Here is a 14076-nt window from a genome sequence, read left to right as displayed (position 1 = left end):
TTCACTTGAGCAACTCCTGGCAAAAGGGTTTGTCGTGGGCGATGCCAAGCAATTGGCAAATCGTGCCGCACAGTTCGGTTTGCAGGGGAGCCGCGTCGGCGTTCAGGCTGAAACCATCCCCGAGGACAAACAGCGGCACTTCCCGTTCTTCCGCCAGCAGCCCGTTGTGGGAGCGATCGTTGTTCATGCCATGGTCGGACGTCACCAGCACTTGGTAACCGGCGTCGAGCCAGGCTTGCAGGTAGACGGCCAGGTTGATGTCGGCCGAGCGGGCACTGTTGCGGTATTGCGCAGTGTCGAGGCCGTGCTTGTGGCCGGCGTCGTCGATGTTCATCGGATGCACCAACAGAAAATTCGGCAAGTAGCGCTGCCGCAGGTGTTCGGCATCAGCGAACAGGTGGGAATCGGGGTAGTGGTCGTTCCAGTAGAAATGGCCGTATTGGATCGGCAGGTCGGGGTTATGCGTATGGCGGTCGCGACCGGCAACGAAGGGCGAAACGTTATAGAGCTCGCTGACCCAATGGTAGGCAGCGGCCGCCGTGCTCAGGCCGGCCTCGGTGGCGTAATGGAAAATGCTGCGCTGGTTCGACAGGCGCGAGACGTTGTTGTGCACGATCCCGCTGTCGATAGGCACGACGCCGGTGAGTATGCATTCATAGAGCGGGCGGGACAGTGCGGGCAATTCACATTCCAGTTTGTAGAGCGCCGCGCGTCCTGCGCCGACATACGCCTGCAAATGTCCCATGGCATGCCGGGCGACCTCGTAGTTGAGACCGTCGAGCACCACCAGGATGACGTTGTGCTTCATGGGGACCGGGACTCCGGGCAAGAACCAAAAAACCGGGTTCACCAAGCGTCCAATGTGGGAGCGAGCCTGCTCGCGATTGCGGTGTGTCAGCCAATATTCATGTCGACTGACACTCCCTCATCGCGAGCAAGCTCGCTCCCACAATGGATCAGCGGTGATCCGGGAGTGGACGCTAGCGCCTCACTTCATCTCGACGATGACTTCTTCGTTCCACTGCTGCGGCAGTGCCTTGGAGGTCTTCTCCCACGCATCCGCATCCTTGATCGGGGTCACGCCTTTGTACTGCTCGTTCGGCAGCAGCTTTGCCTGGACCTCTTCCGGCAGTTTCAGGTGCTCGGCGCGAATCGGGCGGGCGTTGCCCTTGGCGAGGTTGATCTGGCCGGCGTCGCTGAAGATGTATTCGCGGGTCAGCTTGGCGGCGTTCGGGTGCTTGGCGTATTTGTTGATGATGGTGGTGTAGCCGGAGATCACCGAGCCGTCGGACGGGATCAACACGACGTAGTCATCCGGGTTGGCCATCTTGGCCTTGTAGCTCAGGCCGTTGAAATCCCAGACCACGCCGACTTCGACTTCACCTTTTTCCATCGTGGCGATGGTCGGGTTGGCCATGGACAGGCGCCCTTGCTTGGCAATCTCGGCGAACATCAACAGCGCGGGCTTGATGTTCTTCTCGTCGCCACCGTTTGCCAGGGCCGCGGCCAGCACACCGTTCGCCGCCTGGGCAGCGGTGCTCACGTCACCAATCGAGACTTTGTATTTACCGGTTTTCAGGTCGGCCCATTTGGTCGGGACGTCGGAGCCATGCAGCAGCTTCTTGTTGACGATGAAGGCAATGGTGCCGGTGTAGGCCAGGGCCCAGTTGCCGTCCTTATCCTTGGCCCAGTCCGGCACTTGCTCCCAGGTGCTTGGCTTGTAGGGCTGGACCACGCCCTGCTTGACCGCAATCGGGCCGAAAGCGGCACCGACGTCGCCGATGTCGGCGCTAGCGTTGTCTTTCTCGGCCGCGAATTTGGCGATTTCCTGGGCGGAGCTCATGTCGGTGTCGATGTGCTTCAAGCCATAGAGCTTGGCCAGGTCGTCCCAGGTGCCTTTCCAGTTCGCCCAGTCATCGGGCATGCCGACGCTGTTTACGGCGCCTTCCGCTTTCGCAGCGGCTTCCAGTGTTTTCAGATCGGTATCAGCGGCCATGGCGGCGGTGCACATGGCAATGGTCGAGCCTAACAGTGATGCCAGGAAAAGCTGTTTCATCCGAAGCTCCTATGGGCGTTTTCAACGCTGCGATTGCGGTTGTGTTGGTCTAGGTCAGCAATACCTGAGCCAATGTAGGCGTCTCCCATGACATTTTGATGTCGACTGCAAGCGCGCCAGCAATCGTCGGGCTCACGGAGGGTCGCTGCGTCATAAGCGTAGACCATGAGTAAACAACTGATCTGCAAGGACTTGGCCGTTTAATTGCAAGCCAGCAAATAGACCGTTCAGCGGTTGTGTCATCTCTCAGTCATGCTCAGCGCCTAGGCTTGCAGGCATGCGATACGGATCGAAGCGGCAAAGATCCCGCCCCGAAACAGTGCTGGTCTAGTCCAGATAGGTAACGTTGATGCGCGTTGAGGCAACCAAAGCGGTGACATCCATCGGACAAGTTCTGCAAGAGCAGATCGACCACGGCTTGCTGGCGGCCGGCAACAAATTGCCAGCCGAGCGCAAACTCAGCGAATTGTTCGGCACCACTCGGATTACCGTGCGCGAGGCATTGTTGCAGTTGGAAGCCCAAGGGCAGATTTACCGCGAGGAACGTCGGGGCTGGTTCGTTTCGCCACCGCGGCTGGCCTACAACCTGATGCAGCGCAGCCATTTCCACGCGATGGTTGCCGCTCAAGGCCGGGTGCCGCGCACCGAAGTCATATCGGCCCGCTTGCAACCCGCCTCGGCGGCAATCTGCGCCTGGCTTCAACTGCCGGCGCTGTCCAGCGTCATCCAGATCTGTCGCACCCGGCGTATCGATGAAAGACTGGTGCTTTATGTGGAGCATTATCTGAACCCGTCGTACTTTCCGGACATTCTCGCGTTCGATCTCAACCAGTCCATGACCGAGCTGTACGCCCGCCATTACGACTTGCATTACGGCCGGGTGAAATTCGACATCGTGCCTACCTCGTTGCAACCCGAGGCCGCGGCAGCGCTGAAAGTGTCGGTCGGCAGCCCCGGGCTGCGGATTGCTCGGGTCAACTATGACCAGCACCAACGGCTGATCGATTGTGACTTGGAATTCTGGCGGCACGACGCGATCCACGTTGGCGTGGACGTGCCGGAACAACCCGCCTGAGGCGTATTCAGGAGGACTCGTTGAGCTTCGCCATAATCCTGAACAGCACTGTGATAAGGATCAGCAACATGCCGATCCACATGGCGAACACCCCGACATTTTTGTCTCGGAAGTTGAAGCCAATGGCCAGCAGGATCATGCCGGCGATGATGGGCACGAGCATGGCGTTGAACGAGGACATGGAGATCATTGCGACGGCCTTGTCGGGAGGGATAAGGTCAGTCTAGTTCGGGTTTGCTTGGGGTGTGGTGAGGTGTGTCATGAGTTATCCAAACCTTTCGCTGGATACCCTTGTGGCGAGGGAGCTTGCTCCCGCTCCAGTGCGCAGCACTGGCAAAACCGGTTTGGGGTGGCTGCGCCACCCAGCGGGAACAAGCTCCCTCGCCAGAAGGTTTTATGGCAACTCGCGAGAAGCGTAGAACGCGCTCAGCACTTTCACCAGGTGCGCCAGGTCTTGGCTACCGCACAGTTCGCGGATCGAATGCATGGCAAAGGTCGGCAGGCCAATGTCCACGGTGCGCACACCCAGTTGACTGGCGGTGATCGGGCCGATGGTCGAGCCGCAACCCATGTCGCTGCGCACCACGAAACTCTGCACCGGTACTTCTTCGGCCATGCACAGGTGGCGGAAGAAGCCGGCGGTTTCGCTGTTGGTGGCGTAGCGCTGGTTGGTGTTGACCTTGATCACCGGGCCGGCGTTGAGCTTGGGGCCATGATTGGCGTCGTGCTTGTCGGCATAGTTGGGGTGTACGCCGTGGGCGTTGTCTGCGGAGACCAGCAGGGATTTCTGAATGGTGCGTACGAAATCTTCACCGTCGGGCAGCAGACGGCGCAGGGTCTGTTCGAGCATCGGGCCGTCCGCGCCACACGCTGAAGTAGAACCGACCTCTTCGTGGTCGTTGCACACCAGCACGCAGGTTTCTTCGGTGTCGGCGGTCAGCAAGGCTTGCAGGCCGGCATAGCAGGAGAGCAGGTTGTCCAGTCGCGCGCCGGTGATGAAATCACCATGCAAACCGATGACCGCTGCGCTTTGGGTGTCATAGAAGCTCAGCTCGTAATCGAGCACCACGTCGGCGTTCAAGCCGTGTTCCCGGGCCAACTGGTCAGTGAGCACGGCGCGGAAGTCGACGCGTTCGTCGCCAGCAAACTGGGCGAGGATCGGCGGCAGCTCGTTCTGCGGATTGATCGCCCAGCCTTGGTTGGCTTCACGGTTGAGATGAATGGCCAGGTTTGGAATCGTGGCGATCGGCGCCTTGAAATCGATCAGCTGACTCTCGACCTTGCCGTCACGGCGGAAGGTCACGCGGCCGGCCAGCGACAAGTCGCGGTCGAACCACGGCGCCAGCAGTGCGCCGCCGTACACTTCCACGCCCAGTTGCCAGAACCCCTGACGTTGCAGTTCCGGCTGGGGCTTGACCCGCAAGCAAGGGCTGTCGGTGTGGGCGCCGACCAGGCGGATGCCGTCGTGTAGCGCAGAGTTGCGGCCCAGTTTGAAAGCGATGATCGAGGAATCGTTGCGCGTGACGTAATAGCGACCGTTGGCCTCGGTGGCCCAGGTCTCGCGCTCATCGAGACGCTGGTAACCCGCCGCCTCCAGGCGCTGGGCAAGGCTGGCGGTAGCATGGAACGGGGTGGGGGAGGCCTTGAGGAAGTCGATCAGGCCCTGGTTCAACTCTGCGCGCATAAATAACTCCAGACAGCAATGGGCGCAAGTTTACCCCATCGGGCAGCGACATAGCAGGGCCAATGCCGCGCCCCGAATGGCTCAGTCAAGCAGGAGCCGGCCTTGCAGGAACACTTCTCGGCGCTCCTTGCGGCCCAGGTGGCAGTGCTTGCTGACCTGATACACGTTGTTGAAGTTTTCCATCGAGACCGTTGGCTTGCGATCGAGGTATTCCTCGACCAGGCTGTCGTACCGTGCTTCGGTGATGTACCGGTAGATTTCACGGTGGTACAGGAACCCGAGCTGGAAGCCGAGTGTTTCGCTGTGAAACGGCGTCGGCCGGGAAAAACAGTTCTCGAAATCGATCGCCATCAGCGGACGTTGTGGATCAGCCGGGTGCATGAGATTGCCAGCCCAGAAATCCATGTGGCTTATGTTCCTGCTTGTCAGGGAATCCAGCAGTTCTAAGGCTTTGTGGGTGAATGTTTCAATCTGTCCGGGATGTTCCGCCAGCCATTTTGCGCCGTCGGTGTAATCCTCCAGCAACTCGGTGATCAGGAAGTAATCCTGGGCCAGGCCTAATCCACTCCTGGTGTAGCCAAACCCCTGGAGCGTCGGCATCCGGACGCCGCGATGCTGGGCCAGCAGCGTGTTCTGCAGCTCTTCCAGTGGCCAGTCAAAGCGCCCGTTGCGCTGGGGGGTGCCCAATGTGACGCGTACTTTGCTTCGCCAACTGCCCAGGCGCTGGACCTTGGCAAACAAAGCCTGTTTGCTGCCCGCAATGATTGCCGTCGCCCTGGTCACCGCGCGCTTGCGGCGATTGATGATGAGCTGGCGCAGCGCTTGCTCGGTGCGATGACAAGGTTCGTCCCGTAGATGTAAATCCGTATTCAAGAAGCGGAAGGTATAACGGTAGTCTTGCTGAAGCGGTGGAGAATCTGGCACGGGCGTCCTGGCCTTGGCTAAATGCCACCATCTTAAGCATATTCCATTGAATGTGAAGACTTTTCCTACACGCGGTGTCCCGGTCGAGGCCTCTGGCGCGTATCGCCAGAAGGCTCGACTTCGTTTGATCCCTTGTTCAGAACGGTGCCGGGCACTCGAAGCGCAAGCGCTCGCCGCTTTGCGGATGGGTAAAGCTGAGCATGCTGGCGTGCAGGCACAGGCGCGGCCAGGCCGCCAATGCCTGCGGATGGGCATAGAGTCCGTCGCCCAGCAATGGATGACCGATGGACAGCATGTGCACGCGCAACTGATGTGAGCGTCCGGTGATGGGCGTCAGTTCGACCCGACACCAGTCGCCGCAACGTTCGAGTACACGCCAGAACGTCAGGGCATGCTTGCCGTGCTCATGGTCCACGACGTGACGGGGCTTGGTCGGTGGGTCGTAGCGCAAGGGCAGATCGATGCTGCCACTGTCCAGCTCGGGCTGGCCCCAGCACAACGCGGTGTAGGCTTTTTCGGTTTCGCGGTCATGAAACTGGCGGGACAGTTCGCGATGGGTATCCGGATCGCGGGCCAGCAGGATGATGCCGGAGGTTTCCCAGTCGAGCCGGTGCACGATTCGCGCTTCCGGATAGCCGTTTTCCTGCAGGCGAGTGATCAGGCAATCTTTATTGTCGTCCGCCCGGCCAGGCACGGACAGGAGCAGGGTCGGCTTGTCGACCACAAGTACGGCGGCGTCCTGGTGGAGGATGCGGATGTTGGACAGGGGCATTAAACAGTCTCGTAACAAACGGCAACGGCGGCTCGGGCCCTTCTCCAGTCCCAGGGGGAGAGGAGAGGGCCCGAGCCGCCGTGGCTCCCCGCAGGGTCGATCAGCGATCCGGCAGGGTGATATTGAGTTCCAGAATCGAGCAGCTGCCCTGGCTTTCGAGCGCCACATGCACGTCATCGTTGCCGATGTTGACGTATTTGCGGATCACTTCCACCAGTTCCTTCTGCAAGGCCGGCAGGTAGTCAGGGGTGCTGCGTTGGCCGCGTTCGTGCGCCACGATGATCTGTAGACGCTCTTTCGCGACCGAGGCGGTACTTGGCTTTTTGTTGGCACGAAAGAAGTCAAAAAGGTTCATTACCTACCTCCAAACAGGCGCTCGAAGAAACCTTTCTTCGTGACGTCGAGGAATCGATGTTCGACGGTTTTGCCCAGTAGACGATCGACTGCATCGCTGTACGCCTGGCCAGCGTCGCTCTGGTCGTCAAGAATGACCGGCACGCCGGAGTTCGAGGCCTTGAGTACCGCTTGGGATTCTGGAATCACGCCCAGCAGGGTGACCGCCAGGATTTCCTTGACGTCCTCGACGCCGAGCATTTCGCCGTCGCTGACGCGCTGAGGGTTGTAGCGGGTCAGAAGCAAGTGTTCCTTGATCGGCTCTTCGCCCTGCTCGGCGCGACGGGACTTGCTCGCCAGAAGGCCCAGCATGCGGTCGGAGTCACGCACCGACGACACTTCCGGGTTGGTCACGACGATCGCTTCGTCAGCGAAGTACATGGCCAGGTGGGCACCTTTTTCGATACCGGCCGGGGAGTCGCAGACCACGAATTCGAAGTCTTCCTTGAGCTGCATCAGCACCTTTTCCACGCCTTCCTGGGTCAGCGCGTCTTTGTCGCGGGTCTGGCTCGCGGCCAGCACGTACAGGTTCTCAAGGCGCTTGTCCTTGATCAGGGCTTGTTGCAGGTTCGCTTCGCCATTGACCACGTTGACGAAGTCATAGACCACGCGACGCTCGCAACCCATGATCAGGTCGAGGTTACGCAGGCCGACGTCGAAGTCGACGATGACTGTTTTGTGGCCGCGCAAGGCGAGGCCGGTACCGATAGCGGCGCTGGTGGTGGTCTTACCCACACCACCCTTGCCGGATGTAACCACGAGAATCTTGGCCAAGGTGTTTCACCCCTAAGGAAAAAGGACTTTGTCAGCCCCTGAAAAACATCTCTGGAAAACTGCTGCAACTGCACAGGCTTGGCTGGAATAGGACATTGGGCCGGGTCTACTTCTGGTAAACACTGCCTGATCCTTTTTCCTACGTCGTTAAGCTGTTTTCGCTACGTTTTAGAGATGCTTGGAAAATGCGGCAGTATCCGTTAAAGCCGAATGATGTTCAACACGTCGCCCGACAGGCTGACCTGGACGCCAGCCCCCCACAACGGGTCGCGACGCAAATCCTCGGAAACCTTGTAATGCCCGGCGATGGAGACCAGTTCGGCGCTCAACTGCTGACAGAAGATCCTTGCCTTGGTGTCGCCCTTGACACCGGCCAGCGCACGGCCGCGCATCGGGCCGTATACATGGATGTTGCCATCGGCCAGAAGTTCCGCGCCCGGACTGACCGAGGACACGACGACCAGATCGCCACCCTGGGCATAAATCTGCTGTCCGCCGCGTACCGGCGTGGTGATCACACGGGTTGGCTTGACGGTGGGCTCTGCTGGTTTCTCGGGTTTCTTCGGTTCGGCCGGGCTCAGTTCCAGCACCCGCTCACGAGCACCGGAAGGCGGTAGCACCGGGATGTCAATGGCGATGGCGGCGGCGATGTCTTCGATGCGGCTGGCGCGGATCGCCAGCGTGCGCAGGCCGTGTTGGCGGCAGACGCGCATCAGGCCAGGCAAGTCCACTGAACCTTCGCCGGCAGGCAGCTTGTCCAGTGCCAGTACCAGGGGGGCATTGCTGAAAAAATTCGGGGCCTGGGCGACTTTCGCCGCCAACTGCCGGTCAAGACCTTCCAGGTCGTTACGGGCCAGTTCCAGCACCGTAATGGCGAGCATGCTGCCCTTCAGCTGGAACACGGGATCTTGGTCTAGCGGTTCGGTTTGGCTCATGGTCGGCGTACAACGACTTGTCACTAAAAGTGCCGAGACTTATAACGAGATCGCCCGTCAGCCGCAACCCGGGTCGAACAATGTAGAATGCGCGGCCCAAGTCTTTGTGGAAGCTGTAATGGATCGCCCGCGTCTTCGAGCTGCATTTTTTCATCCGCGTTTCTGGCTGCTGTGGTGCGGCCTGGGGCTGTTGTGGCTGATCGTTCAGTTGCCGTATCCGTTGCTGCTGCGGATCGGCCGGGCGCTGGGCGCGCTGATGTACCGGGTGGCCGGCGACCGGCGGCGCATCGCCAGTCGCAACCTGGAACTGTGTTTTCCCGAGAAGTCCGCCGCTGAGCGCAAGCGCTTGCTCAAGGAAAACTTCGCCTCCACCGGCATCGCGTTCTTCGAAATGGCCATGAGCTGGTGGTGGTCGCGTTCGCGCCTGGCGAAGCTGGCCCATGTCGAAGGGTTGGAGCATCTCAAGCAGGCCCAGCGCGAGGGCCGGGGTGTGATCCTGATGGCGCTGCATTTCACCACGCTGGAAATCGGCGCGGCGTTGTTGGGCCAACAGCACACCATCGATGGCATGTACCGCGAGCACAAGAACCCGTTGTTCGACTATATCCAGCGCCGCGGTCGCGAACGGCACAACCTCGATTCCCTCGCGGTGGAACGCGATGATGTGCGCGGCATGCTCAAGTTGCTGCGCGCGGGCCGGGCGATATGGTATGCACCGGACCAGGACTACGGCGCCAAGCAAAGTGTATTCGTGCCATTGTTCGGCATCCAGGCGGCGACGGTCACCGCCACCAGCAAATTTGCGCGCTTGGGCAAGGCACTGGTCGTGCCGTTCGTCCAGGAGCGTCTGGCTGATGGCAGCGGCTATCGTCTGGTGATCCAGGCGCCGCTGGAGGATTTTCCGGGGGAGACCGAGGAAGCCGATTGCACTCGCATCAACCAGTGGGTAGAAAAATCGGTCAGCCAATGCCCCGGGCAATATCTCTGGGCCCATCGGCGCTTCAAGACCCGTCCGCCGGGTGAGCCGAAGTTGTACGAAAAACGCGGTTGAAATGTAGCCTAATTGACTGAGCACGGAGCAACGCGATGACCCCAGCTGAACCGGTAACAGGTTTGATTCTTTCCGGCGGCGGGGCTCGAGCGGCATATCAGGTGGGCGTATTGGCGGCCATCGCCGAGTTATTGCCAGACGGCGCAGACAACCCGTTCCCGGTGATCGTCGGCACGTCGGCTGGCGCGATCAACGCGGTCAGCCTGGCAAGCGGTGCGATGGATTTCAAAAGCGCCATCGAGCGGCTGACGGCGTTCTGGCAAGCGGTGCGCAGCCACCAGGTGATGCGCAGCGATTGGCGTGGCGTGCTCGTCCAGGCGACGCGTTTCATCACGCACAGCCTGTTGGGCCTGGGGGCCAAGTTGCCGGTGGCGCTGGTCGACAGTTCACCGTTGCGCGAATTGCTCCGGGCACAATTCCATGCGTCGGGTATCGAGCAGGCGATCGCCGAGCACCAGCTGCGAGCGGTGGCGGTGACCGCGTTCGGCTACGAGTCCGGACAGGCGGTGACGTTCTATCAAGGTCGCGGCACTATAGATGCCTGGTTGCGGCACCGGCGCATCGGTGTCCCGACGCAGTTGTCGGTGGAGCATCTGCTGGCCAGTTCCGCGATCCCCTTGCTGTTCGCACCGGTCAAGATCGGCCCCCAGTACTTCGGCGACGGCGCGGTGCGCCAATCGGCGCCGATCAGTCCAGCCCTGCACCTGGGGGCCAATCGTGTGTTGGTCATCGGCGTCAGTGGCAACCCCCGCGGCGCGGGTGGGCAAACGCCCCAGGAGCGCAGCTACACCGGCCAGCAACCCACCCTGGCGCAGATCGGCGGACACATGCTCAACAGCACGTTCATCGACAGCCTGGAAAGCGACATCGAGTTGCTTGGGCGCCTCAACCAGTTCAGTCACCTCCTGCCCGAGGGCGTGCCTGCCCATACCCTCGGTGCGGCACCGGTGGAGGTGTTGGTGATTTCGCCAAGCCAACCGATCGACGAGATCGCCGCCCGTCATCGCCAGGAACTGCCCCGTGCGTTGCGGGTGTTCCTGCGCGGGCCGGGCGCGACCAAGACCAGCGGGGCTGGGGTGTTGAGCTATCTGCTGTTCGAGGCGGGGTACTGCGGCGAGTTGATCGAGCTGGGGCGCCAGGATGCGTTGGCGCAGCGTGAGGCGTTGAGCCGGTTCCTGGGCTTGGCTCAGGGGTAGCGGGTCTGACGCCATCGCGAGCAGGCTCGCTCCCACAAGGAATTCCCTGTGGATGCTGAGCGGGTGTCCGCTCCGGGAATCACTGTGGCAGCGAGCCTTGGTCGATCAGAAATGGTACTTCAGCAAGAAACTGGTATTGCTCTGGTTGGTCTTGAAACTACCGCTGTCTTCGATCGCGTATTTGTTTTTCCAGTAGTCGTATTCCACACCGACATACAGTTGCTTGGCGCCCAGTTTCAAGGCCTTGCCCAAGTCATATTTGATCTGCGGGACGATGTGCAGGTTGGCGTGGTAGGTGCCCTTTGAGTTGGTGTCGTTGTCCACGACCCAGTCGATGAAACCATCGATCAGGATATCGGACGACCCCACGGGCACGGTGTAGGCCCAGGCCGGTGTGATCTGCCAGACGTTGTCGCCGGCACGCGAGCCTTCGGTCTGGCGGTTGTAGAAATTCAGCTGGAAATAATCGAAACCGGGAATGGCCAGGTCGAAACCCGGGCCGATCAGGTAAGACTCGTTGTCGCCTTCGCCAAACTCATAGGTCATCGCCAGCAGCACGTCCTTGATCGGACCCAGTTCGAGCTTCTGGTCAAAAATCTTGCCGAACGACAAGCGTGGGCTGAACTCGCCGTAATAGGTATTCGGGCCAGACTGGCTGTCGTCCTGGCCGTTGTAGAAGATCCGGTCGAGGAAGAAAAAGTTGTCGCCGTATTTCCACGCATCGGCGTGCTCGAACGTCACGGTCTGCTGGATGCGTGGGTTGATCTGGAAGTCCTTGCCATACAGGTAGCTCAGGCTGTTGCTCTGCCATTGGAGCAGGTCGCCTGCCACGGCCTGTCCCCCTGCCAACAAAGATCCCGCAACGATCAGGTTGGTGCACGTGCGTTTCATTCGGTTTGCTCCCAAAGGTAAGTGGTATCGCGTTTCTTGTCGTCAGCGCTCTGGTGTGGCGCTTTTTCTACGGATAAACATCCGTTCGGTCAGCTTTTTGTTTGTGACAAGAGCTGAAAACAGCGGCGTCGGTCAGGATCCGATTGTTATTTGGAGACGTCCGGATTCGAACGGCCGCGCAGGATACGGGCTTGCATGGAGGGGCTCAAGTGCGTTGCGACAGCGCATGGGCAACGGATGCGGGGCGTGAGTGTGGAACGTGTGCATGGGGTGCTTTCCTCTTGTTGTTATTGTTGAGGCGCAGGTGGCCGCTGACGGGCGACCGGCGTGTGCCGGTCTGCCCGTCAGCGGTATTGCTGTGGATCGAGGCTTGCTCGGGTGGACTAGTTGGTCCGTGCACCTTGGGTGATCCAGGCGCCAATCAGATCGCGCTCCTGCTGGGTCATCTGGGTGATATTGCCCAGTGGCATGATCTGGGTGGTCACGGCCTGGGCCTGGATGCGCGCGGCTTCCTGCTGGATCTGCTGTGGCGTATCGAACATCACCCCGCCCGGCGCCGCGCTGAACAGCGGGCTGGTGGGCTTGGCCGAATGGCAGACCGAGCAGCGTTCCTGGATCACGCTGTGGACTTTATCGAATGACGGGCCCTGGGCATTGGAAGCCTGGGCAGGCGCGGGCGCCTGCGCTGGTACTGCGGGTTTGGCGCCGCCGCCCACCGCCGTCTCCGGCAGTGGCTGATACTCGATCACGCCGGGCACCTTCGCGACTTCCGGCGCGCCAGGCATCGGCTTGGGACCGGTGACATAAGCCAGGCAGATCATCGCCAAGGCGCCCACCGGCAACGTCCAGGCAAACCGATTGCTGTCATGACGCGTGTTGAAGTAATGCCGCACCAACACCGCCGCCACTGCGATACCCGCCAGGATCAGCCAGTTGTATTGGCTGCCGTAGGTGCTTGGGAAGTGGTTGCTGATCATGATGAACAGCACCGGCAGGGTGAAGTAGTTGTTGTGGCGCGAACGCAACAAGCCTTTGGCCGGCAGCGCCGGGTCGGGGGTGCGGTTCTCGGCGATAGCCGCCACCAGCGCACGCTGGGCCGGCATGATGATGCGGAACACGTTGCCGACCATGATCGTACCGATGACGGCACCGACATGCAGGTAGGCGCCGCGACCGCTGAACACCTTGCTGAAGCCATATGCCGCGGCGATCAACAGCACGAACAGAATCAGGCCGAGCAGGGCGGGGCGCTTGCCCAGGGCCGAATCGCAGAGAAAGGAATAGATGAACCAGCCGACCAACAACGAGCCGAGGCCCAGGGCGACGCCTTCAGGGCCGCTCAGGCTGCTGCCGGGAGCCAGCAGGTAGACGGTCGGGTTCCAATAGAACACCACGCACAACAGCGCGATGCCCGACATCCAGGTGAAGTAGGCTTCCCACTTGAACCAGTGCAGGTTGTCCGGCATGGCCGGTGGTGCGAGTTTGTATTTTTCCAGGTGATAGATACCGCCACCGTGGATGGCCCACAAGTCGCCGGCCAGGCCGCTCTTGGGGTTGACGCGATTGAGGTTGTTTTCCAGCCAGACGAAGTAGAACGACGCGCCGATCCAGGCTACGCCAGTGATCATATGAACCCAGCGAATGCTCAGGTTCAGCCATTCCAGCATATGTGCTTCCACAGTCTTTACCTCTCGCCCGTCACGCTTGTTTTCGCGTGATCGGACCTTCTCTTATTGGTGGGGGGCGAGGATCAAAAACTCATCCTCTTTGAAAAAATGCTCATCGCAGTTGTTGCCTGTGCCACTGCGATCAACCACCAGGAAGTCATCCCGCTTTTCGATCGTCAGCACCGGGTGGTGCCAGACGCCGCGATGGTAATTGATGCCCTGCCTGCCGTTGGTGACGAAGGCGCGGACCAAGCCTGATACAGGTGCATCGCCAAGTGGCGCGACCACGATCAGAAAGGGGTTGCCGAGCAGCGGAATGAAGGCCTGGCTGCCCAGCGGATGGCGCTCCAGCATGCGCACGGTCAGTGGCATCTCCAGCGCGTCGGCGCGGAAGATGCTGATGATCGCCTTGTCGTCCGGCGTGGCGGTTTCCACCGTCGCCAGGCGATGAAAGCGCATGGTCGAACCGTTGTTGATCATGAAGTGATCGCTGCCGTCGGTTTCGATCACGTCACCGAACGGGGCGAAGGCTTCTTTGGTCAACGGTTCGATCTTGAGAGTGCGCATGCTGGTCTTCTTTACCTTGAATTCATTGTTGTCTGTTCTATTGCTATCGCGAGCAGGCTCGCTCCCACATTTGACCGCATACCCTGTGGGA

At 60.4% G+C, this 14076-nt stretch carries 15 protein-coding genes; 3 read left to right on the top strand and 12 right to left on the bottom strand.

Going from position 1 to position 14076, the window contains the following annotated elements; genetic code table 11:
- Window position 1: 1 nt before the first annotated feature.
- Both J3P81_RS17990 and J3P81_RS17985 read right to left on the bottom strand, forming a co-directional pair.
- Complete coding sequence (locus J3P81_RS17990) at window positions 2–808, bottom strand: alkaline phosphatase family protein (RefSeq protein ID WP_434560129.1); 807 nt, start codon at window positions 806–808, stop codon at window positions 2–4.
- Window positions 809–988: 180 nt separating this feature from the next.
- On the bottom strand, window positions 989–2056 hold the full coding sequence (locus J3P81_RS17985; RefSeq protein WP_420766986.1) for an ABC transporter substrate-binding protein: 1068 nt from the start codon (window positions 2054–2056) through the stop codon (window positions 989–991).
- A 349-nt stretch (window positions 2057–2405) separates the two neighbouring features.
- Here J3P81_RS17985 and J3P81_RS17980 point away from each other — a divergent pair, with 349 nt between their 5' ends.
- Window positions 2406–3131 (top strand): UTRA domain-containing protein, encoded by a 726-nt coding sequence (locus J3P81_RS17980; protein WP_420766985.1) that lies wholly within the window; start codon window positions 2406–2408, stop codon window positions 3129–3131.
- 7 nt (window positions 3132–3138) lie between these two features.
- Here the strand turns inward: J3P81_RS17980 and J3P81_RS17975 are convergent, their stop codons facing one another.
- The 7 genes from J3P81_RS17975 to minC form a co-directional block, all read right to left on the bottom strand.
- Window positions 3139–3321 carry a hypothetical protein gene (locus J3P81_RS17975; RefSeq protein WP_420766984.1) on the bottom strand — a complete coding sequence of 61 codons (183 nt, stop codon included), beginning with the start codon at window positions 3319–3321 and terminating at the stop codon, window positions 3139–3141.
- Between the two features lie 204 nt (window positions 3322–3525).
- Window positions 3526–4815 (bottom strand): M18 family aminopeptidase, encoded by a 1290-nt coding sequence (locus J3P81_RS17970; protein ID WP_420766983.1) that lies wholly within the window; start codon window positions 4813–4815, stop codon window positions 3526–3528.
- A gap of 81 nt (window positions 4816–4896) precedes the next feature.
- Window positions 4897–5739: a lipopolysaccharide kinase InaA family protein gene (locus tag J3P81_RS17965; RefSeq protein WP_434560127.1), complete on the bottom strand. Its 843-nt coding sequence runs from the start codon at window positions 5737–5739 to the stop codon at window positions 4897–4899.
- A gap of 136 nt (window positions 5740–5875) precedes the next feature.
- Complete coding sequence (locus tag J3P81_RS17960) at window positions 5876–6511, bottom strand: RluA family pseudouridine synthase (protein WP_420766981.1); 636 nt, start codon at window positions 6509–6511, stop codon at window positions 5876–5878.
- A 100-nt stretch (window positions 6512–6611) separates the two neighbouring features.
- Window positions 6612–6866, bottom strand: coding sequence for a cell division topological specificity factor MinE (minE, locus tag J3P81_RS17955; RefSeq protein ID WP_039594520.1), 255 nt, complete (start codon window positions 6864–6866; stop codon window positions 6612–6614).
- Window positions 6866–7678: a septum site-determining protein MinD gene (gene minD / locus J3P81_RS17950; RefSeq protein ID WP_025214989.1), complete on the bottom strand. Its 813-nt coding sequence runs from the start codon at window positions 7676–7678 to the stop codon at window positions 6866–6868. The genes minE and minD overlap by 1 nt, the downstream gene beginning before the upstream one ends.
- Before the next feature lie 200 nt (window positions 7679–7878).
- Window positions 7879–8613, bottom strand: a complete 735-nt coding sequence (minC, locus tag J3P81_RS17945) for a septum site-determining protein MinC (protein ID WP_420766980.1) — start codon at window positions 8611–8613, stop codon at window positions 7879–7881.
- Between the two features lie 118 nt (window positions 8614–8731).
- Here minC and J3P81_RS17940 point away from each other — a divergent pair, with 118 nt between their 5' ends.
- Together J3P81_RS17940 and J3P81_RS17935 are read left to right on the top strand one after the other, a co-directional pair.
- Entirely contained in the window at window positions 8732–9664 is a 933-nt protein-coding gene (locus J3P81_RS17940) for a lipid A biosynthesis lauroyl acyltransferase (protein ID WP_434560125.1), read from the top strand.
- Window positions 9665–9699: 35 nt separating this feature from the next.
- Window positions 9700–10860 carry a patatin-like phospholipase family protein gene (locus J3P81_RS17935; protein WP_434560123.1) on the top strand — a complete coding sequence of 387 codons (1161 nt, stop codon included), beginning with the start codon at window positions 9700–9702 and terminating at the stop codon, window positions 10858–10860.
- 105 nt (window positions 10861–10965) lie between these two features.
- Here the strand turns inward: J3P81_RS17935 and J3P81_RS17930 are convergent, their stop codons facing one another.
- The 3 genes from J3P81_RS17930 to J3P81_RS17920 form a co-directional block, all read right to left on the bottom strand.
- Window positions 10966–11751, bottom strand: coding sequence for an outer membrane protein OmpK (locus tag J3P81_RS17930; RefSeq protein ID WP_434560121.1), 786 nt, complete (start codon window positions 11749–11751; stop codon window positions 10966–10968).
- Between the two features lie 383 nt (window positions 11752–12134).
- Window positions 12135–13430, bottom strand: a complete 1296-nt coding sequence (locus tag J3P81_RS17925; protein ID WP_434560119.1) for a urate hydroxylase PuuD — start codon at window positions 13428–13430, stop codon at window positions 12135–12137.
- A gap of 51 nt (window positions 13431–13481) precedes the next feature.
- The gene (locus tag J3P81_RS17920; RefSeq protein ID WP_025214983.1) at window positions 13482–13985 is read right to left on the bottom strand and encodes an ureidoglycolate lyase; all 504 of its coding nucleotides are present in this window, start codon (window positions 13983–13985) and stop codon (window positions 13482–13484) included.
- Window positions 13986–14076: the final 91 nt, after the last annotated feature.

The organism is Pseudomonas sp. R1-6, from assembly GCF_051132115.1.
Taxonomy (GTDB): Bacteria; Pseudomonadota; Gammaproteobacteria; order Pseudomonadales; family Pseudomonadaceae; genus Aquipseudomonas.
Note: the sequence above shows the minus strand (reverse complement) of the source record. Positions and strands in the feature narration are given on the sequence as shown.